Below are 25451 nucleotides of genomic sequence, written 5' to 3'. Positions count from 1 at the left end.
CTGCAACGGAGAGACAAAAATGGGAAACCTGACAAAAGATGATGAACTGTACCGGGAGATGTGCAGAGTCGTGGGAAAAGTGGTGCTGGAAATGCGCGATCTGGGTCAAGAACCGAAGCATATTGTCATCGCCGGTGTTTTACGTACCTCACTGGCTAATCAGCGTATTCAACGCTCTGAACTGGAAAAACGGGCTATGGAAACGGTGATCAACGCGCTGGCAGGATAATCCATATAATAAGGGATGGCGGCATCCCTTATCAAAATTACTGGAAATTTTAAGCAGCAATACTGTATCGAATGTTAATAATATAATGCGTCAACGTTTAAACTGAGCATAACACTATTTTTGGCTGTCAGAGTTAATATTGGGAACCGCTTCACATTTAATTTGAAAATAATGAAATGCCGCTTCATCTCATCTAAATGAGAATAAATATCACTTCTTTTTTATTATTTCCCTTCCCCAATTTAGTTGATAACGATCAAAGTTATACATACCGAATAAACCCATTATTTATTTCGCCTAACCCTAAAGGATTAGTAAGTTTGCATTAAATCATGTCATTTATTCGATTCGGTTATGGCAGGAACTTCAGCTGTGGGAGACAACGTCAGGGCGCTGTTTGACGTATGAGAAATTGGCCTGGTTACGGTTGTCAACACTGCGTTTACGAAGAGGATGCGAAATTAATGAACCAGGTTGATCGTCCAATATTAAATCCAGGTTTAACGCGGCTGGAATTCTTGCGTTTGACGGGAAAAGGTCTGGCGGGGCTAACCATTGCCCCAGCGCTGCTGTCGCTTTTTGGCTGTAAGCAGGAAGATGTGGACAGCGGCACCGTCGGGTTGATTAACACGCCGAAAGGAGTACTGGTGACGCAGCGTGCGCGTTGTACCGGCTGTCACCGCTGTGAAATTTCCTGCACCAATTATAACGATGGCGCGGTGGGGACCTTCTTTTCCCGCATCAAAATTCACCGGAATTATTTCTTCGGTGATGAGGGTGTCGGTTCCGGCGGCGGCCTGTATGGCGATCTGAACTATACACCGGATACCTGTCGCCAATGTAAAGATCCACAATGCATGAATGTTTGTCCTGTCGGGGCGATCACCTGGCAGCAGAAAGACGGCTGCATTGCTGTTGATCATCGACGTTGTATTGGCTGTAGCGCTTGCACCACCGCTTGTCCCTGGATGATGGCCACCGTCAATAGCGAAACGAAAAAATCGTCAAAATGCATTTTATGCGGTGAATGCGCCAATGCCTGCCCGACCGGGGCATTAAAAATCATTGAGTGGAAAGATATTACTGTTTGAGTCTTACAAAGGAAAACATTATGGCTAACGGTTGGACAGGTAATATTTTACGGGTCAATCTTACTACAGGCGATATTACCCTTGAAGATTCCAGTAAATTTAAAAAATTCATCGGCGGAATGGGCTTCGGCTATAAGATAATGTATGACGAAGTGCCTCCGGGTACGAAGCCTTTTGACGAAAGTAATAAACTGGTATTTGCGACGGGACCGTTAACCGGTTCCGGAGCGCCCTGTAGCTCTCGCGTGAATATCACATCGCTTTCCACATTCACTAAGGGAAATTTGGTTGTTGATGCCCATATGGGGGGCTTTTTTGCGGCGCAAATGAAATTTGCCGGTTATGACGCCATTATTATCGAGGGCAAGGCGGCGTCTCCTGTGTGGATTAATATCAAAGACGAAAAGGTGACGATCGAGAAAGCCGATTTTTTATGGGGGAAAGGCACTCGCGCGACCACCGAAGAAATTTGCCGCATGACCTCCGCGGAAACCTGCGTGGCGGCAATTGGCCAGGCAGGTGAAAACCTCGTTCCGCTCTCTTGCATGCTCAACAGCCGCAACCATAGCGGCGGCGCCGGAACCGGGGCGATCATGGGATCGAAGAACCTGAAAGCCATTGCGGTTGAGGGCACAAAAGGCGTAAATATCGCCGATCGCAAAGAGATGAAACGTCTGAACGATTATATGATGACGGAACTGATTGGCGCGAATAACAACCACGTTGTACCAAGCACTCCGCAAGCGTGGGCGGAATATTCTTCTCCAGCCTCGCGCTGGACGGCGAGGAAGGGGCTTTACTGGGGGGCCGCCGAAGGCGGGCCTATCGAGACAGGCGAAATTCCCCCGGGGAATCAAAATACCGTCGGTTTCCGTACCTACAAATCCGTCTTCGATCTGGGTCCGGCCGCAGAAAAGTACACCGTCAAAATGAGCGGCTGTCACTCCTGTCCAATCCGCTGCATGACGCAGATGAATATTCCCCGGGTGAAAGATTTCGGCGTACCGAGCACCGGCGGCAACACCTGCGTGGCAAACTTTGTGCACACCACCATTTTTCCGAACGGACCGAAGGATTTTGAGGACAAAGACGATGGGCGCGTCATCGGTAATCTTATTGGCCTGAACCTGTTCGATGACTACGGTATCTGGTGCAACTACGGCCAGCTGCACCGTGATTTTACCTACTGCTACAGCAAAGGGGTCTTTAAACGCGTATTACCCGCCGAAGAATATGCGTCAATTCCGTGGGATCAACTGGAGGCGGGCGATCCTCATTTCATCAAGGATTTTTATTATCGTCTGGCTCACCGTGTCGGCGAACTCAGTCATCTCGCGGATGGTTCATATGCCATCGCAGAGCGTTGGCAACTGGGCGAGGAATATTGGGGCTATGCGAAAAACAAACTGTGGTCCCCGTTTGGGTATCCGGTACATCACGCTAACGAAGCCTCCGCGCAGGTCGGGGCGATTACTAATTGCATGTTCAACCGCGACTGCATGACCCATACGCACATTAATTTTATTGGCTCCGGTTTGCCGTTGAAACTTCAGCGAGAGGTGGCGGCAGAGCTGTTTGGCTCTGAAGATGCTTACGACGAAACCAAAAATTATACGCCGATTAACCCGGCTAAAATCCGTTACGCCAAATGGACCCTGCTGAAAGTCTGTCTTCATAACGCTGTCACGCTCTGTAACTGGGTCTGGCCGATGACGGTATCGCCGCTGAAAAGCCGTAACTACCGGGGCGATCTGGATCTGGAAGCGAAATTCTTTCAGGCGGTAACCGGTGACGAAACCACCCAGGCAAGCCTCGATCTGGCCGCTGAACGTATCTTTACGTTGCATCGGGCATACACGGTGAAACTGATGCAGACCAAAGATATGCGCAACGAACACGATCTTATTTGTTCATGGGTATTCGACAAAGACCCGGCTATTCCGGTCTTTACTGAAGGCACCGATAAGATGGATCGAGACGATATGCGCGAGTCGCTGACCCTGTTTTATCAGGAAATGGGCTGGGATCCTGAGCTGGGTTGCCCAACGCGTGACACGTTGATTCGGCTTGGACTGGATGACGTGGCGGCTGACCTGGCCGCGCAGAATTTGCTGCCAGCGTAAGGAAAGCCTTATGAGCCATCTGGAGGAAGTCGGCGCGGAAGCGACGACGGACGTGGATCTCGAAAAACGGCAGTGGCTGCAGGCGCTACGTTTGCATGACGCGGATAGTGCGCCTGTTGAACCGGCAAGCCCCGCAGAGATAATGGCTGATTTTATTCGCCAGCATACGTCGGCAGGACAGCTTGTGGCGCGCGCACTGTTTCTACAGCCGCCGTATTCGATGGAAGAAGCCGAGCTTGCGCCATTATTGGCCGCTCTCGTTGAAGGGGAGGTGGGCGCGGATATCGCGTGTGTGCACGGCGCCCAGGAGGTTTATTTCTACTCAACGGACAGCATGAGCGCCAACTATGCCGACATGTGTGTGCAGGTGCTGGAAAAGGATCTTTGTCGGGCAATCGCTCAGGCGGTGCGTTTTGAATGTCAGACGTATCCGCGCCCGTACAAGGTCGCTATGCTGGAACAGTCGCCTTACCACTTCGAGTCTGCGCAGATCGCCGCCGCGCTGGCGGCGATCGAAACACATCCCGACTATGCCGATATTCGCCCGGTGACGTCATCCAACGGCGTTCCGTATCTCTTTAGCGAGCGCTATATGCGTTATGGCAAAGCCTATGGGTTGTGCGAATGGCTGGAAGTTGAACGGTTTCAGAATCCCTGAATTCATGGATAGCGTGGCGAGGGCGACCACCGCATTAGAGGATAACAAGATGTCCTTCACTCGACGAAAATTTGTGCTTGGCATGGGAACGGTCATTTTTTTCAGCGGACCGGGCCAGTCGCTGCTGGCGAATACGACACAAGGCGGAACGGCGCGCTATGTCATGATCCACGACGAAACGCGCTGCAACGGTTGTAACATTTGCGCCCGCGCCTGTCGCAAAACCAATCATGTTCCTGCGCAGGGAAGCCGCTTATCGATCGCGCACATCCCTGTCACCGAGGATGAAAACGAAACCCTGTATCATTTTTTCCGCCAGTCTTGTCAGCACTGCGACGAGGCGCCGTGCATTGACGTCTGCCCAACCGGCGCGTCCTGGCGTGATGAGCAGGGGATTGTTCGCGTAAATGCGTCACGCTGTATTGGTTGCAGCTATTGTATTGGCGCCTGTCCGTACCAGGTGCGCTATCTGAATCCTCACACCAAAGTGGCGGATAAATGCGATTTTTGCGCAGAGTCGCGACTGGCGAAAGGGTTCCCGCCCATCTGCGTCTCGTCTTGTCCGGAACATGCACTGCTCTTTGGACGCGAAGATAGCCCTGAAATCCAGCGCTGGCTGCAGGACAATAAATATTATCAGTATCAGCTTCCTGGCGCAGGCGAGCCTCATCTTTATCGTCGGTTCGGTCAACATTTGATTAAGAAGGAAAATGTATGAACGCGTCGCAGAGTGCCGAACAATTTCACGCCCAACTGGCGAGCTACGTGCCGCTGTTTTCCCCGGAGTACTGGCCAGTCTGGCTGGTTATAGCGGGCGTGTTGCTGGTAGTGATGTGGCTGGTGCTGGGGCTGCACGCCTGGCTTCGTTTTCGCGCCGTTCGCAAGGTCGCGGCCGCGCATGGCGAGAAAGTTTATTTGTATTCAAAAGCGGTGCGCTTGTGGCACTGGTCTAACGCGTTATTGTTTATCCTTTTGCTTGCCAGTGGGCTCATTAACCACTTTTCGCTGGTCAGTCCGTTGGTGACTAAAAGCGTGTTGGCGGTACATGAAATCTGTGGATTTATGCTACTGGCATGCTGGGTGGGCTTTGTGTTGATTAACGCCCTGGGCGGCAATGGTCATCATTATCTCATTCAGCCGCATGGCTGGTTGGCGAGAGCGAAGAAACAAACCCGTTTTTATCTGTACGGCATTTTACAAGGAGATGCGCACCCGTTTCCGGCTACGCCACGGTCGAAGTTTAACCCGTTACAGCAGGCTGCCTATGTCGGGGTGATGTACGGCTTGCTGCCGCTGCTGTTACTGAGCGGTCTTCTTTCGCTGTATCCACAGGCCACAGGGGATGTCCTTCCCGGCGTACGCTATTGGCTGCTTCAGGCGCATTTCGCGCTGGCCATCGTTAGCCTGTTTTTTATCTTTGGACATCTGTATCTGTGCACCACGGGACGAACGCCCGGGGAGACATTCCGTTGCATGGTCGATGGCTATCACCGGCATTAACCGATGATTGTGACGCGAGAGGATTTACGCAACTGGCGGGTTGGAAAAGTGATGTACCGCTGGTTCCTGCGGCGTTTTCCGGAAGGCGGCAGTTATGCTGACGTACATCGTGCGTTAAGCCGTGACGGGTATATCGACTGGGCAAACAGCCTGGTGGAGTACGCCTGGTCACGCTGGATAGACGAAGAAAACTTTGTCCGGCAGGATATTTTCGCCATGTCCTCACCGATGCTGCCTGACATCGTAACGAGTGGTCGGCAGATTGCCAACGCCGCGGATAACGCCCGTCTGGGATGCGCGGACGATAACATGAAAATCGCCAGTGTGGGTTACGCGGCGCAGATCGCCAGTGCGGGCGACTGTGTGCGGCTTGGCAGCATGGGCTATAACAGTCATATCAGCAGTTCGGGCGATCGCGCCAGAATCGCAGCCGCGGGAAACTCCACGCGAATTAGCAGCGCAGGTAACGGCACGCGTATCGCCAGTAGCGGGATGCGCGTTCGGGTCAGCGCGGTGGGAGAGAGAAGCCATATTGTCAGCAATGGCGATCTCACGCAGATCGTCAGCTTCGGCGCCAGCGCCAGAATTGCCAACAGCGGCGACAATGTACACATTATCTGCAACGGCGACAACGCCGTGATAGCCAGTACAGGCGTGGTCGACGCCATCGTGCTTGGGCCAGGCGGGTGTGCGGCGTTGGCTTATCATGACGGTGAGCGAATGCGTTTTGCGGTGGCCGTGGAAGGTGAAAAAGGAATTCGGGCAGGGGTGAAATACCGTCTCGACGATACGCATCAGTTTGTCGAGTGCTGAGTCACTCCTGACAGATATGCTGATGCAGCAGGATGTTGGTCGGATAGCACGTTACGCTGCTATCCGACGCAACCGTGTTACTTTCGGGCGTTTTCCGACCCTGATATTACGTCGCTTTTTATGTCAGATTTTGCACGCATCGCCGCAGTCATCATCGGCGATCACCGATTCTGCTTTTTTGTCCGCATCTTCCAGACGTTCCGCGTTGCGCGTTTGTGCTTCATCCAGTCCGTCAAACACCAGATTGTCGAGATCAATTTCCATTACTCACCTGCATGATTTCATTTTTGAGGTGCGACCAGTATAGGACAAGAATGCCGGGGGTTGCATGTGCAAAATCTGCGATGTTAACGATCGAAGAAATAGAGACGGCGGCAAATGCGGCCTGCCGGGGACGAGACGGTTTTCGCTATCGCCACACCGATTTCCGGGTAAGCGGTAATGCCGCCACGGTGTAAAGTGCAGACGTAACGATACCGGACGATTGCTATTCCTTCGCGCATCCTCTGCCATACTTACTTTTGTTCAAACCGGAACGGGAGTGAAGATGATTATACTGTGTAAAGCCTGCGGCACATCGTATGACGACAGCCAGCGTAACGTAGCGCGCTGTCCTGTTTGTGATGATGAACGGCAGTATGTGCCGGTATCAGGGCAGGAGTGGACGGATTTTGACGCGCTGGTGTCCAGCCACGCCAACAAATGGCGTCAGGTCACACCGTCGCTTTTTACCCTCAAAACGGTTCCCTCATTTGCGATAAACCAGCGGGCGTTTCTGCTCAGAACGCCCGCGGGGAATATCCTTTGGGATTGTATCGCCAATCTCGATCCGGCGACCCGGACGTTGATTGCCGCCCTGGGCGGTCTGCGCGCCATCGCCATTTCGCATCCGCACTACTACACCACCATGCAGGACTGGGCGGCAGAGTTTAACGCCCCGGTTTATCTTCATGCCGACGATCGGCGCTGGATCATGCGCGACAGCCCGTTTATACAGCGATGGGAAGGCGACACTCTCGACGTGCTGCCGTCCGTGACGCTGCTGCGGCTCGGCGGCCATTTTGCAGGCGGCACCGTCCTGCACTGGCGAGAGGGCGCCGGAACGATCCTTGCAGGCGATATTCTTCAGGTCACACCCGGCGCGAACGCCGTCTCCTTTATGTGGAGCTACCCCAACATGCTGCCGCTGTCCGCAGCTTGTGTCGCGGCGATTGCCCGGCGACTGCAAGACGTTTCATTTGAACAGCTGTACGGCGCGTTTGAAGGTCAGGACATTACGGCTCATGCGCATGAGATTGTGCTGCGCTCGGCAGAGAAATATCTCTCCTGTCTGCAATAACACCAGACGTTTTTGCAACATTGCCAGCACGCGTTGGGAGCGAGCTTATGAAGAAAAAACAGAAGTGGTACAGCCAGGCGGTGATCTATCAAGTCGATACTTCACTCTTTTATGATGCGAATGGCGATGGCTTCGGCGATATTGCCGGGATCGCTGAAAAGCTGCATTACATCCGCAGTCTTGGCGCGACAGCCATCTGGATCACGCCGTTTTACCTTACGCCGTTTCGCGATGAAGGCTACGATATCGCAGACCATCTGCAACCGGATCCTCGTTTTGGGGTGATTGCTGATGTGATTGAGTTTATCGAACAGGCCCGGGCGCTGGGCCTGCATGTGATCATCGAACTGGTGATTCAGCATACCTCTTCTGAACACATGTGGTTTCAGGAGGCCAGACGCAGTCCCGATTCGTTCTATCGGGACTTTTATTTGTGGGCCGATACCCCCCCGGAAAAAGACGATCCGCCCATGTTTCCAGGGGTGGAGGAATCCGTCTGGCGCTGGGATGAACAGGCTCAACAATTCTACCGGCATATGTTCTATCGTCATGAGCCCGATCTCAATCTCACCTCAAAGGCGGTTATCCACGAAATCGAAAATATCGTGCGCTTCTGGCTGAAGATTGGCGTGTCTGGTTTTCGCCTCGACGCGGCCTCTCACTTAACCAAACAGGCCGGAGGCGGTAACGACAAAAAGGGGTACTGGATCCTTGAGCAGTTGCGCGGGCTGATAGAAAGCGTGAATCCGGAAGCGATCCTGCTGGGCGAAGTTGATGTTGCCCCGCAGGAGTATCGCAACTACTTCGGCAAAAACGATCGGCTGCATATTGCGCTGAACTTTTGGGTGAATAAATATTTTTATGTCAGCCTGGCGGAGAAAAAAGCACTGCCGCTTGCCGGGGCGCTCAGTAAGATGATTGTGCCGCCGGATGGCTGCTGCTTTGCCAACTGGCTGCGAAATCACGATGAGCTGGATCTCGAGGGGATCGGCGAGGTAAATAAGCAAAAGGTGCTGGACGCGTTTGCCCCTGACGAGGATATGTATGTTTACCAGCGAGGGTTACGCAGACGGCTGGCGCCGATGCTGTCAGGGAATATCGAACGGCTGGCGTTTTGTCACGCGGTGCTGTTGTCGCTGCCTGGTGTACCGGTGATCCGCTACGGTGATGAAATCGGAATGGGCGACGATCTTAGCCTGAAAGAGCGCTATTCGGTCAGAACGCCGATGCAGTGGTCGGCAGATAAAAATGGCGGATTTTCCACTGCGGATACGTCGCGCTTATTCAGACAACCGATTTCGTCCGGCCCGTGGCGCTATAAAAAAGTCAACGTAGAACGGTCGCAGCTAAGCCGCCATTCTTTGTTGCACCGGGTGCGTCATATGGTGAATATTCGGGCGGAACTGCATGAAATTTGTCAGGCGCCGTGGAAGATTATTCCGCTCAAACAGGAGGCCGTGTTCGCCATTCTTTATCGTGGCGAGCAGCGTGATGTTCTGGCGCTGGCCAATTTCAGCGAAAAGCCGGTTAAGGCAGCGCTAAAAGACATTGCGGACGGCTACTGGGAAGCCTGCCTGGCAGACAAGGGGTATGACGATACGCTTCGGGGCGGGAAGGCCGTGCCGCTCCTCCTGAACGGCTACGGCTACCGCTGGTTTTCCCGTCGGCGCGATTAGCGTTTTTTACGCCGCGCTATCAGGCCGATCACCAGCGCAAGGGTGGTCAGCGCGGCGCCTGCGGCGAGCTTACCGGGGAAGTCAGATGACAGGGTGAACGCGCGTGTTTTTGCGCCTTCGCTGAATTCACCGTGAGTGGGATGATTACCCCGTCGGGGCGTGTAGAGAATGTCCGCACTGTCATGGGGACTGGGATCATCGGTAAGCTGGCCTTCCCAGGCTTTCTTTACCATCAGCCGGTCGAGCCAGCGGGGAAAGAAAAACTGGCCGACGATTGACTGTACGGTACTTTTCCCAACCCACAGTTCGCGAACCGGACGTTTCACCACGCTAAAAACCGCTTCTGCGGCGACTTCGGGCTGGTACACCGGTGGCACAGGTTGCATCGCCGCGTCCATTTTGTTGCGCGACCAGCCAAACTGCGGGGTATTCATTCCCGGCATTTGTACCATCGTGATATGCACCTTGCTGTGCTCATGCATCAGTTCGGTGCGTACGGCGTCAGTAAAGCCGCGGATTGCCGCTTTGGCGCCACAGTAAGCAGACTGAAGGGGAATCGAGCGGTAGGCTAACGCGGAACCGACCTGGATGATAATGCCTCTGTCTCGCGGCGCCATCATCGCCAGTGCCGCGCGGGTACCATTAACGAAGCCCAGATAGGTCACTTCGGTGACGCGCTGAAACTCTGCGGGGGTGATTTCCCGAAACGGTGACAGTACCGTTGTCATGGCGCTGTTAACCCACACATCAATGGCGCCCAGCCGACTTTCAATCATTTCCGCTGCGTCGTGAGTGGCATTGGCTTTGGAGACATCGACGCTAATACCCAGCGTTTTCACGCCATATTTTTCGCACTCCTCACAGGTTTCCTGAAGACCTTCGTCATCTCTGGCTATCACCGCAACGTCATATCCAGCCTGTGCGAAACGCACAGAGATTGCTTTTCCTGCTCCGGCGCTACCTCCGGTAATAACCACAACAGACATACACACCTCTCATCCGCAAAACGCGCCAGTGGCGACAGACATGACTTAACATGTAGTGCCTGGTTGGCTGTCTGTCTATCTGATGCGAGGTTTAAAGGACGGAAAGGAAAATGCACAGGAAAGAGAAGAAAGGGGGCATAGCCCCCTCTGGATGCGTCATTTACGCCACGTGGCTGTGGTTTAACTGGCTTAGCGGCACGTTAACATCAAAGACTTTGGCGATGACTTCATTGACACCAAGATTCTTTAAACGCGCGCTATGCTTTTCCAGATACGCGAGGGCGGTCTCTTCGCTTTCAAAAAGGTAGATGCCGCCAGCCTCTTTATTTTGTTCACTTTCAGTCCATACTTTCCAGATAAAGCCGGGTTCCTGGTTAATGGATTCGGCCAGTCCGCGCAGTTGTTCCGTCATTTCCTGCCCGAACGGGCCGTTAAACGCAAAGTGAAGCTGTAATAATTTGGCCATCGTACTCTCCTTTTGAAAAGACCATCATAACGCTATTTCTCAGCCTGCAAATGCTCAACGTGAAGAGGATTGTCCGAGCCTGCGACCTGTACCGGCGATCGTACCACCAGACTTGGCAACGCCAGCTCCACCTCTAGCTCATTCAGCGCTTCAATAATACGAATATTAATCTCCTGCTGTATATCCATATATTTGTTGTAGTCGGCTGTGTTTACAATATGCACGACTTCAAAGGTCAGGCGATCCTGATTAAAGGCGAGAAAATGCGCGCGGTCGAATTTCGTTTCGCCGACATCTTCAATGATTTTTTTTACCGTATCGCCAATCAGGCGCAGCTTTTCAGGCGGCGTGGAGGTGGCGACGCCAAAGGTAAAAACAATGCGGCGCGTTTGCATGCGCTTGTAGTTGTGAATGGTTTGCTGCAGCAGCTGCGCGTTGGCGCAAACAATCTGCTCGCCGCTGAGGCTGCGGATACGCGTTGTTTTCAGGCCAATATGCTCGATTGTCCCTGCGACGTCATTGAACACCACGAAGTCGCCAATCTCGAAAGGCTTATCAAAACCAATCGATAGCGAGGCGAAGACGTCGCTGAGAACGGTCTGCACCGCCAGCGCGATGGCGATACCGCCAACCCCGAGACTTGCTACCAGCGCGGTAATATCCACCCCAGCGTTTGCCAGAATCGACAGCAGCATCATGGACCAGACAACCACGCGCAGAATCATCCCAAGAATAACCAGGGTGACCGGATTTTTATGCGTCCCGGGCGCGTGTAGCAGATGGCGCATCCACGACTGTACCCCCTGATCCAGCCAGATGGCGATTTGAATGGCGATCACGAGAAACCATGCGTGGCTCAGGCTTGCAAACAGCCGATCGGGGAGGGCGACGAAGCGCAAACTGAACAGGAATGCGGCAAAGAAAATCAGCAATTTGCTGGTTCGCTTTAACATGTCAAACACGATCACCCGTAACCCCGGATGCTTAATCTCCTTGTGATCGCGACGCTCAATGGTTCTGTAAATGAAATTCAGCAGCCAGTTGATGAGCCAGTAGGTGATTAAGGTGACAACGAAAACGATGCCAAGATTGATCCAGAATGTCGCTGACATTAGTACAGTAACGACGTTAAGCCGTGCCAGATACTCCATCTTACCTCCCATAACAAAACGTTAACGGTAAAGTATAGACAGCATAGACCGGGTGGCACGGATCTCCGGGCAATTCGCCTGTTAACAGAATTTACTGAAAGACGGTAAGCCTGCTGAACATCGCCCGCGGGGGAAGCAGGACGCGACGGCTGTTATGAAACAGCCGTTAGGGCTGTCTCAGACAGTCAAATAAGGATCGTATGGCGGGGCTAAAGGCGACGTCGTTTCGGTAGCACAGACACAGCCTGCGCAACGCCCAGCCATCACGTAGCGCAACGATCGCAAAAGGATAGCGGCTCTGATAACGCGCGGCGATGACGGCGGGAAGAATCGCCACGCCGGTGCCGTGTGCCACCATCTCGCATAATCCCTCATAGTGATTCAACCGAATGCGGATATTAAGCGCCAGGCCAGCATGTGCTGCGTTTTGTTCAATATGGCGTTGCAGGGCACGAGTGGAATAAAGCGCCACCATTGGCGCCGCAATAATATCCACGAAAAAAAGCGCCTCCTTATCCGCAAGCGGATGCGTTAGCGGGACGATCAGCACGAGCGGATCCTCCGCGACGGGCTCCCGTTTGAGCATGCCGGCGGCCACGGCGTCTGAAACAATGCCGACATCTGCCTCACCTGACAGTAAGCTGCTGACAATATCGGTGCTGGCGCGTTCTTCGGTTTCGATATGTATCCCCGGATGGGAGGTCAGCCAGGCGGCGAGTTTACCCGGCAGAAATGTGGTCAGCGCTGAGCTGTTAGCATAAAGCCGAAGCGTCTCCTGATGACCCGCGGCAAGGGCGACCATTTCCTCGCGCAACCGCCGATGTTGCTCAAGGATGATGCGGGCATGGCGCTCCACTGCCTCTCCTGCTGTCGTTAATGAGATCCCGCGCGGATGACGCAGCAACAAGGGCATTCCAGAGTTTCCTTCCATTTTTCGGAGTCGTTCGCTGGCGGACGCCAGTGCCAGGTTGGCTGCAGAGGCCCCGTCGGTGATGCTGCCGGCATCCACGATACAGATAAACAGTTGCAGGTCGGCCAGATCAAAACGCATTTATTTCCGCCTTCGGTTTTTCCGTAGTTGCCGAGGAAAATACCGCATTGTGGCGGCTCCGGCCAGATGTTCCAATGCCGCTCTGTTCAACAATGTGGGCCAGCAAGATGAATGAACCCCTTTATTTGTATTGTTTCCTGATATTTATTGCCGCAGGCTGGGTCAAAGGTGTGACTGGCATGGGGTTGCCGACGGTGGCGATGGGGCTGCTTGGTACGGTTATGCCGCTGGCTGAAGCGGCGGCGCTTCTGGTTATCCCTTCGCTGGTGACGAATCTCTGGCAATTGTTTTCGGGGCCTATCTTACAAGAGGTATTCCAGCGTCTCTGGCTGATGATGATGTTTATCGTCATCGGCACGGTTGTGGGGTCGTTTCTGCTGGTCAGTATTCCGCCGCTGTGGGCAGGCGTTGGCCTGGGCGTCGCGCTTATCATTTACGCCAGCTATGCGCTATGCCGTCCTGCAATGCACGTCTCAGCGCGGTTAGAACGTCGGTTGTCGCCTGTCATGGGACTGGTCACTGGCTTTGTCACCGGCGCCACCGGTGTCTTTGTCATGCCCGCCGTGCCATGGCTTCAGTCGCTGCGTTTCGGGCGTGATGAGTTGGTTCAGGCGTTGGGCCTCTCGTTTACCGTCTCGACGATTGCGCTAGCTGCAGGTCTGTATCTGCATGATGCTTTTCATGTCAGGCAACTGTCCCTGTCGGGGATGGCGATTATCCCCGCTCTCCTTGGGATGTGGCTGGGACAAAAAATTCGGGCACGGATCGGCCTGCGGCTGTTCAGGCTATGTTTCTTGCTGTTTCTGACAGTGCTGGGGCTGGAGATGATCTCACGTCCGCTACTTGCGTGATCCGTCAGAACGGATACTCCAGTAAATCTGACGGTTTTTTCGACGGAGAGTCTGCTTTTCAGCGAAGTGGCGAGTAAGAAACCGGTAGCGTGATGGAGATCGCAAAATTCCGCTTTGTCGTATTGAAAATCAACGCTACGGACATATATGAAAAACGGGTGAGGGTAAACAACACCTGCCCGTAAGACATGAACTTTTTGAATATTTTCTTTACTGTTCAGGAGGTACATGATGACGCTCAGAACGTTTCCCGTATTACACGATCTCTCCGACTCTCTGTTTGCGGACCGCTTTAACCGCATCGATCGCCTTTTCAGCCAACTAACCGGCAGCACGCCGTTGCCCTCCACGCCTTCGTACAATATCCGGCGGCTGGAGGATAACCGCTATGAGCTCACCCTCAGCGTGCCGGGCTGGAAAGAGAGCGAGCTGGAAATTGAAACCGTCGGCGGTCAGCTGAATATCAGCGGTAAACGTGAAGAGGAGAAAACAGAACACGGCGAAGAGGGATGGATCCACCGGGGGATCAGCCGCAGCGACTTCCGCGCCAGCTACAGTCTACCGGAGCATGTCAATGTCACCGGCGCGTCGCTGGAAAACGGTTTGCTGACAATCGCGTTGCTACAGGATATACCGGAAGAGGAGAAACCTCAGCGTATCGCCATAAACGCGAACCCGGTGCTTGAACATAAGCCGTAATCGTTAACTGACGTTGTTTTACGCCCGGCGCATGTCGGGCGTTTTTCATCAATGCGGTCTGATGCTAACGCGACACGGAAGCGTGAGGAGAAAAACAGAGTGAGCGTAAAGAAAGAAAAAGAGAGAAAGTAACGGGAATAACAGAGAGATAGCTGAATGGTGCGTCCGAGTGGACTCGAACCACCGACCCCCACCATGTCAAGGTGGTGCTCTAACCAACTGAGCTACGGACGCACTGTACAGAAAGATGGTGCGTTCAATTGGACTCGAACCAACGACCCCCACCATGTCAAGGTGGTGCTCTAACCAACTGAGCTATGAACGCAACGTTGTAGGTGACAACGGGGACGAATATTAGCGGCAGAGATGGAATGAGGCAAGAGGGAAAGGGTTATTTTCTTTCGGTTTTCGCTCGATTGCGGAGGAAGTGCGCAAAGTGACGAGAGAATAGCCGCCAGAAGGCGGCTATTGCAGATTTAACGCGCAGCGCGCTGAAGAATAACCGTCGAGGGCTGACGCTGCAGGAAGCGCATACGCAACATCATCATAATGGCGGCTGACGTCAGACCGATAATAAAGCCCATCCAGAATCCCGCAGGACCCATACGGTCCACCACCAGATCGGTCAGCGCAAGGATGTAACCGCTGGGTAGACCCAGAACCCAGTAAGCGACAAACGTGATATAAAAAATCGAACGCGTGTCTTTGTAACCACGCAGGATGCCGCTGCCGATCACCTGAATAGAGTCAGAAATCTGGTAGATTGCCGCCAGCAGCATCAGTTGGGCAGCCAGTGTCACCACCTCAGGATTATCGTTATACAGCAGGGCGATCTGCTCACGCAGCGATACGGTGAAAATGGCGGTGATGCAGGCCATGCAAACGCCCACACCGATCCCGGTACGCGCCGCGGTTTGCGCATCCAGTGTCGAACCTTGCCCCAGACGATAGCCCACACGAATGGTAACCGCTGCCGCAAGCGACATCGGTAGCACGAACATCAGCGAACTGAAGTTGAGCGCAATCTGATGGCCTGCCACGTCGACAATGCCCAGGGGGGACACCAGCAGCGCCACGACCGCAAACAACGTCACTTCGAAAAATAAGGCCAACGCGATAGGCAATCCTAGTTGTACCAGGCGTTTCATCACTACGCCATCGGGCTTACTGAAGCGTTCGGCGTTCCGAATGTCACGCATGGAGCGAGCGTGTTTAACCCACGAAATCATGGCGACAAACATCACCCAATAAACGGCCGCTGTCGCCACGCCACAACCGACGCCGCCCAGTTCTGGCATCCCGAAATGGCCATAAATAAACACATAGTTCACCGGAATGTTGACCAACAGGCCGATAAATCCCATCACCATCCCCGGTTTGGTTTTTGCCAGACCTTCGCACTGGTTACGCGCCACCTGAAAGAACAGATACCCCGGTGCGCCCCACAGCAGCGCGCGGAGATAGCCGACGGCTTTATCCGCCAGCGCAGGATCGATGTTATGCATGGCACGGATAATGTATCCGGCGTTCCACAGCACAATCATAATGACAACCGAGACAAAGCCTGCCAGCCAGAAACCCTGACGGACCTGATGGGCGATGCGCTCGCGTCGACCTGAGCCGTTAAGCTGCGCGATAACCGGCGTTAGCGCCAGCAGCAGTCCATGTCCAAATAAAATGGCCGGCAACCAGATGGAGGTACCAATCGCCACTGCCGCCATGTCGGTAGCGCTGTAGCCTCCCGCCATGACGGTATCCACAAAACCCATTGCGGTTTGGGCGATTTGCGCAAGAATCACCGGTATTGCCAGAGCCAATAACTGACGCGCTTCGCTAATATACTTCTGCACGTTAACACCTATATTTTGTTGTTATAAGAGAGACTAAAAAAGCCGCCAGCAAGGGCAGCAAGAAGAAGATGCGGGGAAATTTCAGTCTATTGTAGCGAGGAATGGATATTTCTCCAGTGAAAAAACAGGCGCGGGGGGCGCTTCGCTGGCAACCTGATTTTCCAACTGCTATTGTGGCAGGCAGAAATGATTGAACTGAATTTGGGAGTTGCAGTTATGTTTACGGGTATTGTGCAAGGCACCGCCAGAGTGGTGTCTGTTGATGAAAAACCAAACTTTCGCACCCATGTCGTGGAATTACCTGAATACATGCTGGACGGGCTGGAGACGGGCGCGTCGGTCGCGCATAACGGCTGTTGTCTGACCGTGACCGACATTAACGGCAGCCACATCAGTTTTGATCTGATGAAAGAGACGTTGCGTATTACCAATCTTGGCGAGCTGAAAGCGGGGGATCGGGTAAACGTTGAACGTGCGGCGAAATTCAGCGATGAAATTGGCGGTCATTTGATGTCGGGTCATATCATGACCACGGCAGAGGTTTCTAAGATTTTGACCTCAGAAAATAATCGCCAGATTTGGTTTAAAGTTCAGGATCCGACCTTAATGAAATATATCCTCTACAAAGGATTTATTGGCATTGACGGGATCAGTCTGACGGTAGGCGAAGTGACCGCGACGCGCTTTTGCGTTCACCTGATTCCGGAAACGATTGAGCGCACAACGCTTGGCAAGAAAAAGTTGGGCGCGCGGGTGAATATCGAAATTGACCCGCAAACCCAGGCGGTGGTTGATACGGTAGAACGGGTACTGGCGGCGCGGGAAGCGGCGACAGTCCGGTCGACAAGCGAAGCGTAACCCGTAAAGCCCCTGTATCAGAACAGGGGCTTGGTACTTAACGGGCCACCCGCAAACCGTTTTCTACGCCGCGTGAGAACACGACCTGCCACAGCTGAATATCCCGCGCGCGGAACGCGCCCGCACAGGCATTCAGATAATAGCTGAACATCCGTTTGAAGCGCTCGCTGTAGTTATCGGCAATATCAGGCCATGCCGCGAGGAATCGCTCATACCATGCCATGAGGGTTGTGTCATAGTCCGCGCCAAAGTTATGCCAGTCTTCCATCACAAAGCGCGACTCACTGGCGTTCGCGATCTGGCGAACCGAAGGCAGACAACCGTTCGGGAAAATATACTTATTGATCCACGGGTCGACGTTATTGTCGGTTTTTTTCGAACCGATGGTATGCAGCAGAAAAATGCCGTCCGGCTTTAAATTCCGATCCACCACCTCGAAATAGGTGTTGTAATTTTTCGGGCCGACGTGTTCAAACATCCCAACCGAGACAATGCGGTCAAACTGATCGCGTAAATCACGATAGTCCTCAAGCAGGATGGTGACATCGAGTCCGGTACAGCGCGCCTGCGCCATTTTTTGCTGCTCAGCGGAAATCGTCACGCCGACCACGCTGACGCCGAAGTGGGTCGCCATATATTGCGCCAGACCGCCCCAACCGCAGCCGATATCCAGCACGCGCATGCCGGGGCGTAATTGCAGCTTTTCACAAATCAGTTGGAGTTTGGCTTGTTGTGCCGCCTCAAGCGTTCCGGCCTCTTTCCAGTATCCGCAGGAATATTGCATATACGGATCGAGCATTCGACTAAACAGATCATTACCCAGATCGTAGTGCTCTTTGCCGACAATCCAGGCGCGTTTTTTGCTTTGTAAATTAAACAGGCGAGCGCCAGCGATGCGGAGAGTATCTTTGAAATGATGAGGGAGTTGATTTTCCAGTCCGGCGCGAAGGACTTTGCTAAAAAACATGTCCAGACGATCGCATTCCCACCAGCCATCCATATAGCTTTCGCCCAAACCGAGCGAGCCCTGCTGTAATACGCGTTTAAAAAAACGGGGGTTATTGACGCGGATATCAGCGGGGGCTGGACCGTTGATGGCTATGCCTGCGCGGCTTAATAATTCGTTGGTGATACGGTACCAGTCGTCATCCGGTACGTTAACTTCTTCTATACACGATGAACTCATAGCTTCTCCATCACTGGTCGGTGATCAGAACCTTAAAACAGCGTAGACGCTTTTTGGCTTTGTGAGAAATCTCACGGAAATATTCCGCGAGTCTATAATCCGACGTAGAACAGAGGAAGGGAGAAACCCTTGCCGAAAAGGCCATCCATGGTGAAGCGGGAACGCTCCGGTTCCCGTTAACACATAATTATTATCGTATTTTTAACAACCGAAATTTAGTATAGGCCTCAAAAACCGATGATACAACCAAAAATTGTTAGCTTCCTAACGAATAAAATATATTAGCGTTATCAATGGGATTCGCCGTGGGCCATCTCCGTATTGTCCTGCTGACGTTCCACAACAGCCGCCTGCGCCTGCATTTTGTAACCCAATGCCGCCAGCACCACGGTGGCCAGCATAACGCTGGTGGTGGTGAGAAGTGGGGTGCTGATTAACCACGAAACCACCAGACTTGCCAGGAAGCATAATCCCAACTGAAGCGTATTCTGCAATGCCGCAGCGCGCCCCGTCGCCTGGGGAAACGGACGTAACGCCTGGGCCACGACTATCGGGTAGATCGCGCCGTTCGCAATCGCCATGACGCAGAAGGGGATCAGCACTTCCGTCAGCGAGACGTGATTCAGAAAACCCACGCCCCAGGTGGCGATAACGCTTAGCGCGTAGAGGACCAGCAGCCAGGGAAGAAGCTGCTGCCCCTGCCATTTTTGCAGCGCTGCGCGACACCCATAACCGCCAACCAGAAATGCGATGGTCTGCGGCACATAGCTCAGGCCAATGACCGCCGGACTATAGCCCATTTCGCTCAGGATAAACGGCGAACCGGTGAGCCAGGCAAAGAAGCTGGCAGAGCAGGCCGCGTAGATCAGCACATTGCCACGATAAGCCCGGGTACGCAGCAGCGTCGCGAACGTCAGCTTATCCTGGCCATCCTTACGGGCGTTTTGAGTCGGTTTCAGACGCAGAGCGGGTAGCATCAACACCAGGGTAATCGCGAACAGGGTGGCGAAAATCGCCTGCCAGGAAAAATGGGTCAGGATCCAACTACCTAGCAAGGGCGCCAGCGCAGGGGAAAGGCCCACTAACGGCATTATGGTCGCAAAAATGCGGTTAATTTTCTGCGAAGGATAATAGTCCGTTACCAGCGCCTGCCAGATCACCGTTGCGGCGCAGACGCCTACCGCCTGCACAAAGCGTAAAACCAGCAGTGCGGCGGCGCTTTCTACCCACAGCATCCCCAGGCTGCCGAGGGCAAAAATGGCTAAACCTGACAGCAGGATCGGTTTGCGTCCATAGCGGTCTGAAAGCGGTCCCCACAGCAGTTGCGCAACGGCAAAACCCGCTAAAAACAGGCTGAGGCTGGCGCTGACCGCCGATGCGGGCGTTTGCAGGTCGGATTGAATGGCGGCGAAAGCGGGGAGATACATGTCGGTGGCCAGAAAGCCCAGTACGCTCAGTCCCGCCAGCCAGACTAAAAACCCTTTTCCAGGTTGCATCGCTGCTTGCATAGTTGTTCTCTTATTTTAATGAATAATCTTCGCGCAGAGTGTAGGGAGTGTCTTTCTCCTTGTGAAACGGTAATATTTGGTTATTGCATTCAAAAATTTTGCAGGCAGATTATGTGGTCAGAATATGCGCTGGAAGTCGTCGACGCCGTTGCGCGTAACGGCAGCTTCAGTTCAGCGGCTCAGGAATTGCACCGGGTGCCTTCTGCGGTCAGCTACACGGTACGGCAACTGGAAGAGTGGTTGGCGGTCCCATTGTTTGAACGCCGCCACCGTGACGTGGTACTGACGCCCGCCGGGGCCTGGTTTTTAAAAGAAGGGCGTTCTGTTATCAAAAAAATGCAGGACACCCGGCAACAGTGTCAGCAAATCGCCAATGGCTGGCGCGGGCAGTTGCCTGTTGCGGTGGATAATATCGTGCGTCCGGAACGGACCCGCCAGATGGTCGTCGACTTTTACCGTCATTTTGATGATGTAGAGCTGCTGGTTTTTCAGGAAGTTTTCAACGGCGTCTGGGACGCGTTGTCCGATGGTCGGGTGGAGTTGGCCATTGGCGCGACGCGCGCTATTCCGGTGGGCGGTCGCTATGCCTTTCGCGATATGGGAATGTTGAGCTGGAGTTGCGTGGTGGCGCGTTCCCATCCGCTGGCGAGCATAATGGGGCCGTTGAGCGACGACACGCTGCGAAACTGGCCGTCGCTGGTGCTGGAGGATACCTCCCGAAACCTGCCCAAACGCGTCACATGGTTACTGGATAATCAACGCCGTATGGTCGTGCCGGACTGGGACTCTTCCGCAACCTGTATCAGTGCTGGATTGTGTATTGGCATGGTGCCGACGCATTTTGCAAAACCTCGTCTTAACACGGGGCAGTGGGTTGCGCTGGAGCTGGAAAATCCTTTCCCGGATGCCGCCTGCTGTCTTACCTGGCAACAAAACGATACCTCGCCGGCGCTGGCGTGGCTGCTGGAGTATCTGGGAGACAGTGAAACACTGAACAGAGAGTGGCTGCGGGAGCCTGATGAGACTCCCGCAGGCGCGACTTAACGGCGGTAGTCGCGGAACGGGCCGTCCGCAACAGAGCGACGTTCAATCAGTCGCGGGTGGACTTCGATCGACTGAGATTCCTCGCGCTTATTGACGATACGGTCTAACAGCATATTAAACGCCGTTTCACCCAGAGAATCCTTCGGCTGATGAATAGTGGTTAACGCTGGCGTAAAGAAGCGCGCGTTTCGCACGTTGTCATAACCGATCAGCGAGACATCCTGCGGGACGCGCAGACCCATTTCATCGGCAGCACAGAGCGCGCCCATCGCCATGATGTCGCCGCCGCAGAATACCGCTGTCGGACGGTGTGACTGCGACAGGATTTGCTGCATTGCGCGGTAGCCGGACTCCGGCTCAAAATCGCCCTGCACAATCCAGTTTTCCGGCACGTTGATCAGCGCTTCTTCCATCGCTTTCATAAAGCCAGCCAGACGGCCTGCGCCGGTGTTCCGCTCCAACGGACCGGGAATCACGCCGATTTCACGATGTCCGCGCTCCACCAGGTATCGGCCTGCCATATAGCCGCCTTCAAAGGCGTTATCGATCACCGTGTCCGTGAAATCGGCTTTGGCTTCGCCCCAGTCCATCACTACCATGGGAATGTGACGGTATTCTTCGAGCATAGAAAGCAGAGGTTCCGGATATTCAGAACACATGACCAACAGGCCATCCACGCGTTTTTGCGCCATCATTGACAGATAGGCGCGCTGTTTTTCCAGGTTATTCCACGCGTTGCCGAGGATGAGGGTATAACCCTTCTGGAAACAGTTTTTTTCAACGGCTTCTATAATTTCTGCAAAGTAGGCGGCTTCGCTGCTGGTCGCCAACAGGCCGATGGACTTGGTATGGTTGACCTTCAGGCTTCGGGCGACGGCGCTGGGGGAATAGTGCAATTCTTTGATTGCCGCCCACACCGCGTTACGCGTTTCTTCTGCAACAAAACGCGTTTTGTTAATAACGTGTGATACGGTTGTAGTGGAAACGTTTGCTCGTTTCGCTACATCTTTAATTGTTGCCATTACATCTCACTCCAGACCCAACCTGAACAGTAAAATACGCTAAGTAAACGTTTGCCTTTACACACCCTGATCGCAACATCAGGGTTGCGGCACGCCGGGAAAACGACACGGAACGTCAGGAAGGGGTCAATGGCCGGTACGCTAAACAAGTAAGCGTCGAATTTTGGCTGATCTTAACGAAAAGGGGAAGTGTTAAAAACAGATATCACCCTAAATCGTGGGAGATTTTTGCTTTCAAGTGTGTAAAAATGCGCTATATCACTTTTTGTGTGGGAATAAAAAGGAGAAAAGTTGATGAGCACCGATCTGAAATTTTCATTAGTGACCACGTTTATTGTTCTGGCTCTGATCGTGGCAGGTGGTTTAACCGCAGCACTGCACTGATTTACCGCTGAGGGAGTGTCGCTCCCTCACATTCCCTTTGCCAATTGTTATCAAAAATGCAAAAGTCTTTTGTAAATTTGTTAACTTCTCTTTTTTTGTGATTGATGTCATGCTTTTGGCTTTTCTTGTCCACCGCGTTTAAGCGCGAACAGGCGGAGTCATTACCGTATGAAAATAAATTACCCTTTACTGGCGTTGGCCATAGGCGCGTTCGGGATCGGCACCACTGAATTTTCTCCCATGGGATTATTGCCGGTCATCGCTCGCGGCGTTGATGTGACGATTCCCGCCGCAGGAATGCTGATCAGCGCTTATGCCATTGGGGTGATGGTCGGCGCGCCGTTAATGACGCTACTGCTTTCACATCGCGGACGTCGCAATGCGCTGATCTTTCTGATGGCCATTTTCACCGTGGGCAATGTGCTTTCCGCTATCTCTCCTGATTACACCACCCTGATGCTCTCTCGCGTTCTGACCAGTCTGAACCATGGCGCCTTTTTTGGGCTGGGCTCCGTCGTGGCGGCAAGCGTGGTGCCAAAGCATAAGCAAGCAAGCGCGGTGGCAACAATGTTTATGGGACTGACGATCGCCAACATCGGCGGTGTTCCGGCTGCCACCTGGCTCGGTGAAACTATCGGCTGGCGAATGTCGTTTATGGCGACCGCCGGGCTGGGCGTTATCGCGATGGCGAGCCTGTTCTTCTCCTTGCCGAAGGGCAGCGCTGGAACGCGTCCGGAGGTAAAAAAGGAGCTGGCGGTGCTGATGCGTCCGCAGGTGTTGACGGCGTTATTAACCACTGTTCTGGGGGCTGGGGCGATGTTTACGCTGTATACCTACATCGCGCCCGTATTGCACAGCATTACGCATGCCTCGCCAGCGTTTGTCACCGGTATGCTGGTGCTGATTGGCGTTGGGTTTTCCATCGGTAATTATTTTGGCGGAAAACTGGCTGACCGTTCGGTGAATGGCACCCTGAAAGGTTTTCTGTTGCTTCTGATGGTGATTATGCTGGCGATCCCCTTTCTGGCGCAAAATGCTCTGGGGGCAGCGATCGCTATGGTGGTCTGGGGAGCGGCGACCTTCGCGGTGGTACCTCCACTGCAAATGCGGGTGATGCGTGTGGCGCACGAGGCGCCGGGCCTTTCTTCGTCAGTGAATATTGGCGCTTTCAACCTGGGTAATGCGCTGGGCGCTGCCGCGGGCGGGGCGGTCATTTCCGGCGGTCTGGGCTACGCATTTGTTCCGGTTATGGGGGCGATCGTGGCGGGGCTGGCGCTACTGCTGGTGTTTATTTCCGCCAGAAAACAGCCGCAGACAGAGTGCGTCGCCAGCTAAAACGGCAAACTCTTTAATGCCCGACGCACGAATGTGCTGTCGGGCATTTTTCAGTTATGCGACAAAGTTTTTCGCCACAAACGCCCAGTTAACCAGCGCCCAGAAGTTTTCCAGATAACCCGGACGCGCGTTACGATAGTCAATGTAATAGGCGTGTTCCCATACGTCGACGGTCATTAACGGCGTGGCGTCTGTGGTGAGCGGCGTCCCCGCGTTAGACGTGGACACGATAGCCAGCTTGCCGTCTTTGTCTTTAACCAGCCAGGTCCAGCCGGAGCCGAAGTTCTTGGTCGCGGCATCGGTAAACTGGGCCTTGAAGTCGGCGAAGCTGCCAAACGCGGCGGCGATAGCGTCAGCCAGTTCACCCGTGGGTTCCCCACCGGCATTCGGCGCCAGGCAATTCCAGTAGAAGGTATGGTTCCAGACCTGAGCGGCGTTGTTAAACACGCCCCCCTCAGAGCTCCGCACAATCTCTTCCAGCGATTTGCCTTCAAATGCGGTGCCTTTGATCAGGTTATTCAGGTTTGTCACATAGGTCTGATGGTGTTTGCCATAGTGGTATTCCAGCGTTTCAGCGGAAATATGCGGCGCAAGCGCATCTTTGGCATACGGTAATGCAGGTAATTCGAACGACATTGCTTCTCTCCTTATTATTAATATTGATTCGCACAATAACCTTATTGTACGTAAGGATAGGGTAGCAAATTGAAAGGTGTGGCAAAAGAAGAACTTACCCTGTTGTGTAACAACAGGGTAAAGTTTTAGCGAATGGTTTTCGGCGTCATCACCCGGCGGGCGCCGACATAATGGCGCTGCCAGTAGTCTTCGCTGAGAGAGGTGATTTGGATTTCCTGACCGCTGCGTGGCGACTGAATAAATTTGCCGTTACCGACGTAGACGCCAACGTGATCGGCTGTGCCGCGACCCTGGGTACGGAAGAACACCAGATCGCCATTTTTCAGCTCACCCCGTTCGATCGGCGCCGCATCACGCAGGTGATACATCTCGTTTGCCGTGCGGGGTATGCGGAATTTAACCAAATCCTTATAGGCGTAATAGACCAGACCGCTACAGTCGAAGCCAGTACGCGGCGATGTACCGCCCCAGCGGTAGGGTTTACCAATCTGGCTCATCAGTTTATTCATTGCTGTACTGGTGGCTTTTTGGACTTTTAACTTATGCGCGTCCGCAAGGGTGCTGGCCGCTGCGCTTTTCACCTTCACGCAGTGTGGCTTGCGGCCTTTGCGTGGCGTGCATTTTTCCGTCCAGCTCACGACGGCTGTCTTCGAAACGCCAGATTTTGTGCGGCGACTGGTCGTTCGGGAGGTTTTGCTGGAGGGGGTTACACGTTTTTTGCTGGCCGATGCCGTTTTCACTGCGTTTTTAGCGGTTGTTTTTTTTGCGGTGCGTTGGGAATTTTTCGTGGTCTTTTTCGCTGTTGCGGTGCTTTTTTTCTTGTCTGCGGTTTTCTTGCTATGAGAAATATCAGACGTTGTCCTGGCCTGCCGGGAAGCCTGGGCCACGGACATAAAGGAAATCGTTGTAAACAGTAAAGCACAGAGCGTGATGGAGAGTCGGTTAATCCGCGCCACTGAGCATTCCTCGGTTAAGGCAGGCGCAATCATGCCTGC

At 53.5% G+C, this 25451-nt stretch carries 26 protein-coding genes and 2 tRNA genes; 15 read left to right on the top strand and 13 right to left on the bottom strand.

Annotated elements, in window-relative coordinates; translation table 11 throughout:
* The first annotated feature begins 19 nt into the window (after positions 1–19).
* The 7 genes from fumD to ydhT all read left to right on the top strand — a co-directional run bounded on the left by fumD (position 20) and on the right by ydhT (position 6414).
* On the top strand, positions 20–229 hold the full coding sequence (gene fumD / locus OGY07_RS21110) for a fumarate hydratase FumD (RefSeq protein ID WP_042282732.1): 210 nt from the start codon (positions 20–22) through the stop codon (positions 227–229).
* Between the two features lie 464 nt (positions 230–693).
* Positions 694–1320: a ferredoxin-like protein gene (locus OGY07_RS21105; protein WP_060569687.1), complete on the top strand. Its 627-nt coding sequence runs from the start codon at positions 694–696 to the stop codon at positions 1318–1320.
* 20 nt (positions 1321–1340) lie between these two features.
* Complete coding sequence (locus OGY07_RS21100) at positions 1341–3443, top strand: aldehyde ferredoxin oxidoreductase (protein WP_042282735.1); 2103 nt, start codon at positions 1341–1343, stop codon at positions 3441–3443.
* 10 nt (positions 3444–3453) lie between these two features.
* Positions 3454–4101: a YdhW family putative oxidoreductase system protein gene (locus OGY07_RS21095; RefSeq protein ID WP_286602963.1), complete on the top strand. Its 648-nt coding sequence runs from the start codon at positions 3454–3456 to the stop codon at positions 4099–4101.
* Between the two features lie 49 nt (positions 4102–4150).
* Positions 4151–4819, top strand: a complete 669-nt coding sequence (locus OGY07_RS21090; RefSeq protein ID WP_072014927.1) for a 4Fe-4S dicluster domain-containing protein — start codon at positions 4151–4153, stop codon at positions 4817–4819.
* On the top strand, positions 4816–5601 hold the full coding sequence (gene phsC, locus OGY07_RS21085; protein WP_060569689.1) for a thiosulfate reductase cytochrome B subunit: 786 nt from the start codon (positions 4816–4818) through the stop codon (positions 5599–5601). Before OGY07_RS21090 ends, phsC begins: the two co-directional genes overlap by 4 nt.
* A gap of 3 nt (positions 5602–5604) precedes the next feature.
* Positions 5605–6414 (top strand): protein YdhT, encoded by an 810-nt coding sequence (gene ydhT, locus OGY07_RS21080; RefSeq protein ID WP_286602960.1) that lies wholly within the window; start codon positions 5605–5607, stop codon positions 6412–6414.
* 123 nt (positions 6415–6537) lie between these two features.
* Here the strand turns inward: ydhT and OGY07_RS21075 are convergent, their stop codons facing one another.
* Positions 6538–6678 (bottom strand): hypothetical protein, encoded by a 141-nt coding sequence (locus OGY07_RS21075; RefSeq protein ID WP_120714875.1) that lies wholly within the window; start codon positions 6676–6678, stop codon positions 6538–6540.
* A gap of 283 nt (positions 6679–6961) precedes the next feature.
* Between OGY07_RS21075 and OGY07_RS21070 the strand changes: the two genes are divergently transcribed.
* Both OGY07_RS21070 and OGY07_RS21065 read left to right on the top strand, forming a co-directional pair.
* Complete coding sequence (locus OGY07_RS21070) at positions 6962–7753, top strand: MBL fold metallo-hydrolase (protein ID WP_042282742.1); 792 nt, start codon at positions 6962–6964, stop codon at positions 7751–7753.
* A 47-nt stretch (positions 7754–7800) separates the two neighbouring features.
* Positions 7801–9429, top strand: coding sequence for an alpha-amylase family protein (locus OGY07_RS21065; RefSeq protein ID WP_286602957.1), 1629 nt, complete (start codon positions 7801–7803; stop codon positions 9427–9429).
* On the opposite strand, the gene OGY07_RS21060 is transcribed toward OGY07_RS21065, so the two are convergent.
* From OGY07_RS21060 to OGY07_RS21045, 4 genes are all read right to left on the bottom strand, one after another.
* A complete protein-coding gene (locus OGY07_RS21060) occupies positions 9426–10415 on the bottom strand; it encodes an SDR family oxidoreductase (protein WP_042282747.1) in 990 nt (329 codons plus the stop codon). The genes OGY07_RS21065 and OGY07_RS21060 overlap by 4 nt on opposite strands.
* Before the next feature lie 160 nt (positions 10416–10575).
* Positions 10576–10881: a monooxygenase gene (locus OGY07_RS21055; RefSeq protein WP_042282748.1), complete on the bottom strand. Its 306-nt coding sequence runs from the start codon at positions 10879–10881 to the stop codon at positions 10576–10578.
* A 32-nt stretch (positions 10882–10913) separates the two neighbouring features.
* The gene (locus OGY07_RS21050; protein ID WP_042282750.1) at positions 10914–12032 is read right to left on the bottom strand and encodes a mechanosensitive ion channel family protein; all 1119 of its coding nucleotides are present in this window, start codon (positions 12030–12032) and stop codon (positions 10914–10916) included.
* Positions 12033–12198: 166 nt separating this feature from the next.
* Complete coding sequence (locus tag OGY07_RS21045; protein ID WP_286602953.1) at positions 12199–13083, bottom strand: LysR substrate-binding domain-containing protein; 885 nt, start codon at positions 13081–13083, stop codon at positions 12199–12201.
* 107 nt (positions 13084–13190) lie between these two features.
* On the opposite strand from OGY07_RS21045, the gene OGY07_RS21040 reads away from it, so the two are divergent.
* Together OGY07_RS21040 and OGY07_RS21035 are read left to right on the top strand one after the other, a co-directional pair.
* Positions 13191–13934, top strand: a complete 744-nt coding sequence (locus OGY07_RS21040) for a sulfite exporter TauE/SafE family protein (protein WP_181821396.1) — start codon at positions 13191–13193, stop codon at positions 13932–13934.
* 228 nt (positions 13935–14162) lie between these two features.
* Positions 14163–14633, top strand: a complete 471-nt coding sequence (locus OGY07_RS21035) for an Hsp20 family protein (protein ID WP_084588962.1) — start codon at positions 14163–14165, stop codon at positions 14631–14633.
* Positions 14634–14790: 157 nt separating this feature from the next.
* Here the strand turns inward: OGY07_RS21035 and OGY07_RS21030 are convergent.
* From OGY07_RS21030 to mdtK, 3 genes are all read right to left on the bottom strand, one after another.
* Positions 14791–14867 (bottom strand) — tRNA-Val (locus tag OGY07_RS21030).
* 14 nt (positions 14868–14881) lie between these two features.
* Positions 14882–14958 (bottom strand) — tRNA-Val (locus OGY07_RS21025).
* Positions 14959–15109: 151 nt separating this feature from the next.
* Positions 15110–16483: an MdtK family multidrug efflux MATE transporter gene (gene mdtK, locus OGY07_RS21020; protein ID WP_199957325.1), complete on the bottom strand. Its 1374-nt coding sequence runs from the start codon at positions 16481–16483 to the stop codon at positions 15110–15112.
* Between the two features lie 216 nt (positions 16484–16699).
* On the opposite strand from mdtK, the gene OGY07_RS21015 reads away from it, so the two are divergent.
* Positions 16700–17341 (top strand): riboflavin synthase, encoded by a 642-nt coding sequence (locus tag OGY07_RS21015; RefSeq protein WP_042284678.1) that lies wholly within the window; start codon positions 16700–16702, stop codon positions 17339–17341.
* A gap of 37 nt (positions 17342–17378) precedes the next feature.
* On the opposite strand, the gene cfa is transcribed toward OGY07_RS21015, so the two are convergent.
* Positions 17379–18527, bottom strand: a complete 1149-nt coding sequence (gene cfa / locus OGY07_RS21010; protein WP_060569696.1) for a cyclopropane fatty acyl phospholipid synthase — start codon at positions 18525–18527, stop codon at positions 17379–17381.
* Positions 18528–18817: 290 nt separating this feature from the next.
* A complete protein-coding gene (punC, locus tag OGY07_RS21005) occupies positions 18818–20023 on the bottom strand; it encodes a purine nucleoside transporter PunC (protein WP_286603420.1) in 1206 nt (401 codons plus the stop codon).
* Positions 20024–20146: 123 nt separating this feature from the next.
* Between punC and punR the strand changes: the two genes are divergently transcribed.
* On the top strand, positions 20147–21079 hold the full coding sequence (gene punR, locus OGY07_RS21000) for a DNA-binding transcriptional activator PunR (RefSeq protein WP_042282759.1): 933 nt from the start codon (positions 20147–20149) through the stop codon (positions 21077–21079).
* On the opposite strand, the gene purR is transcribed toward punR, so the two are convergent.
* Positions 21076–22101 carry an HTH-type transcriptional repressor PurR gene (gene purR / locus OGY07_RS20995; protein WP_042282761.1) on the bottom strand — a complete coding sequence of 342 codons (1026 nt, stop codon included), beginning with the start codon at positions 22099–22101 and terminating at the stop codon, positions 21076–21078. The genes punR and purR overlap by 4 nt on opposite strands.
* 294 nt (positions 22102–22395) lie before the next feature.
* Here purR and cydH point away from each other — a divergent pair, with 294 nt between their 5' ends.
* Positions 22396–22485, top strand: coding sequence for a cytochrome bd-I oxidase subunit CydH (gene cydH, locus OGY07_RS20990; RefSeq protein ID WP_086512609.1), 90 nt, complete (start codon positions 22396–22398; stop codon positions 22483–22485).
* 168 nt (positions 22486–22653) lie between these two features.
* Positions 22654–23820 carry an MFS transporter gene (locus tag OGY07_RS20985; protein WP_042282763.1) on the top strand — a complete coding sequence of 389 codons (1167 nt, stop codon included), beginning with the start codon at positions 22654–22656 and terminating at the stop codon, positions 23818–23820.
* Positions 23821–23874: 54 nt separating this feature from the next.
* Here OGY07_RS20985 and sodB read toward each other — a convergent pair whose 3' ends face one another.
* Together sodB and OGY07_RS20975 are read right to left on the bottom strand one after the other, a co-directional pair.
* Positions 23875–24456, bottom strand: coding sequence for a superoxide dismutase [Fe] (gene sodB, locus OGY07_RS20980; protein ID WP_286602942.1), 582 nt, complete (start codon positions 24454–24456; stop codon positions 23875–23877).
* A 125-nt stretch (positions 24457–24581) separates the two neighbouring features.
* The gene (locus tag OGY07_RS20975) at positions 24582–25412 is read right to left on the bottom strand and encodes a C40 family peptidase (protein WP_199957323.1); all 831 of its coding nucleotides are present in this window, start codon (positions 25410–25412) and stop codon (positions 24582–24584) included.
* Positions 25413–25451 lie beyond the last annotated feature (39 nt).

The organism is Citrobacter sp. Cs237 (assembly GCF_030332325.1).
Lineage (GTDB): Bacteria > Pseudomonadota > Gammaproteobacteria > Enterobacterales > Enterobacteriaceae > Citrobacter_A > Citrobacter_A sedlakii.
Note: the sequence above shows the minus strand (reverse complement) of the source record. Positions and strands in the feature narration are given on the sequence as shown.

Bases quoted from the DNA above. Each gene is read 5' to 3' on its own strand.
- fumD (WP_042282732.1), top strand. From the start codon at position 20: ATGGGAAACCTGACAAAAGATGATGAACTGTACCGGGAGATGTGCAGA.
- OGY07_RS21105 (WP_060569687.1), top strand. From the start codon at position 694: ATGAACCAGGTTGATCGTCCAATATTAAATCCAGGTTTAACGCGGCTG.
- OGY07_RS21100 (WP_042282735.1), top strand. From the start codon at position 1,341: ATGGCTAACGGTTGGACAGGTAATATTTTACGGGTCAATCTTACTACA.
- OGY07_RS21095 (WP_286602963.1), top strand. From the start codon at position 3,454: ATGAGCCATCTGGAGGAAGTCGGCGCGGAAGCGACGACGGACGTGGAT.
- OGY07_RS21090 (WP_072014927.1), top strand. From the start codon at position 4,151: ATGTCCTTCACTCGACGAAAATTTGTGCTTGGCATGGGAACGGTCATT.
- phsC (WP_060569689.1), top strand. From the start codon at position 4,816: ATGAACGCGTCGCAGAGTGCCGAACAATTTCACGCCCAACTGGCGAGC.
- ydhT (WP_286602960.1), top strand. From the start codon at position 5,605: ATGATTGTGACGCGAGAGGATTTACGCAACTGGCGGGTTGGAAAAGTG.
- OGY07_RS21075 (WP_120714875.1), bottom strand. From the start codon at position 6,678: ATGGAAATTGATCTCGACAATCTGGTGTTTGACGGACTGGATGAAGCA.
- OGY07_RS21070 (WP_042282742.1), top strand. From the start codon at position 6,962: ATGATTATACTGTGTAAAGCCTGCGGCACATCGTATGACGACAGCCAG.
- OGY07_RS21065 (WP_286602957.1), top strand. From the start codon at position 7,801: ATGAAGAAAAAACAGAAGTGGTACAGCCAGGCGGTGATCTATCAAGTC.
- OGY07_RS21060 (WP_042282747.1), bottom strand. From the start codon at position 10,415: ATGTCTGTTGTGGTTATTACCGGAGGTAGCGCCGGAGCAGGAAAAGCA.
- OGY07_RS21055 (WP_042282748.1), bottom strand. From the start codon at position 10,881: ATGGCCAAATTATTACAGCTTCACTTTGCGTTTAACGGCCCGTTCGGG.
- OGY07_RS21050 (WP_042282750.1), bottom strand. From the start codon at position 12,032: ATGGAGTATCTGGCACGGCTTAACGTCGTTACTGTACTAATGTCAGCG.
- OGY07_RS21045 (WP_286602953.1), bottom strand. From the start codon at position 13,083: ATGCGTTTTGATCTGGCCGACCTGCAACTGTTTATCTGTATCGTGGAT.
- OGY07_RS21040 (WP_181821396.1), top strand. From the start codon at position 13,191: ATGAATGAACCCCTTTATTTGTATTGTTTCCTGATATTTATTGCCGCA.
- OGY07_RS21035 (WP_084588962.1), top strand. From the start codon at position 14,163: ATGATGACGCTCAGAACGTTTCCCGTATTACACGATCTCTCCGACTCT.
- OGY07_RS21015 (WP_042284678.1), top strand. From the start codon at position 16,700: ATGTTTACGGGTATTGTGCAAGGCACCGCCAGAGTGGTGTCTGTTGAT.
- cfa (WP_060569696.1), bottom strand. From the start codon at position 18,527: ATGAGTTCATCGTGTATAGAAGAAGTTAACGTACCGGATGACGACTGG.
- punC (WP_286603420.1), bottom strand. From the start codon at position 20,023: ATGCAACCTGGAAAAGGGTTTTTAGTCTGGCTGGCGGGACTGAGCGTA.
- punR (WP_042282759.1), top strand. From the start codon at position 20,147: ATGTGGTCAGAATATGCGCTGGAAGTCGTCGACGCCGTTGCGCGTAAC.
- purR (WP_042282761.1), bottom strand. From the start codon at position 22,101: ATGGCAACAATTAAAGATGTAGCGAAACGAGCAAACGTTTCCACTACA.
- cydH (WP_086512609.1), top strand. From the start codon at position 22,396: ATGAGCACCGATCTGAAATTTTCATTAGTGACCACGTTTATTGTTCTG.
- OGY07_RS20985 (WP_042282763.1), top strand. From the start codon at position 22,654: ATGAAAATAAATTACCCTTTACTGGCGTTGGCCATAGGCGCGTTCGGG.
- sodB (WP_286602942.1), bottom strand. From the start codon at position 24,456: ATGTCGTTCGAATTACCTGCATTACCGTATGCCAAAGATGCGCTTGCG.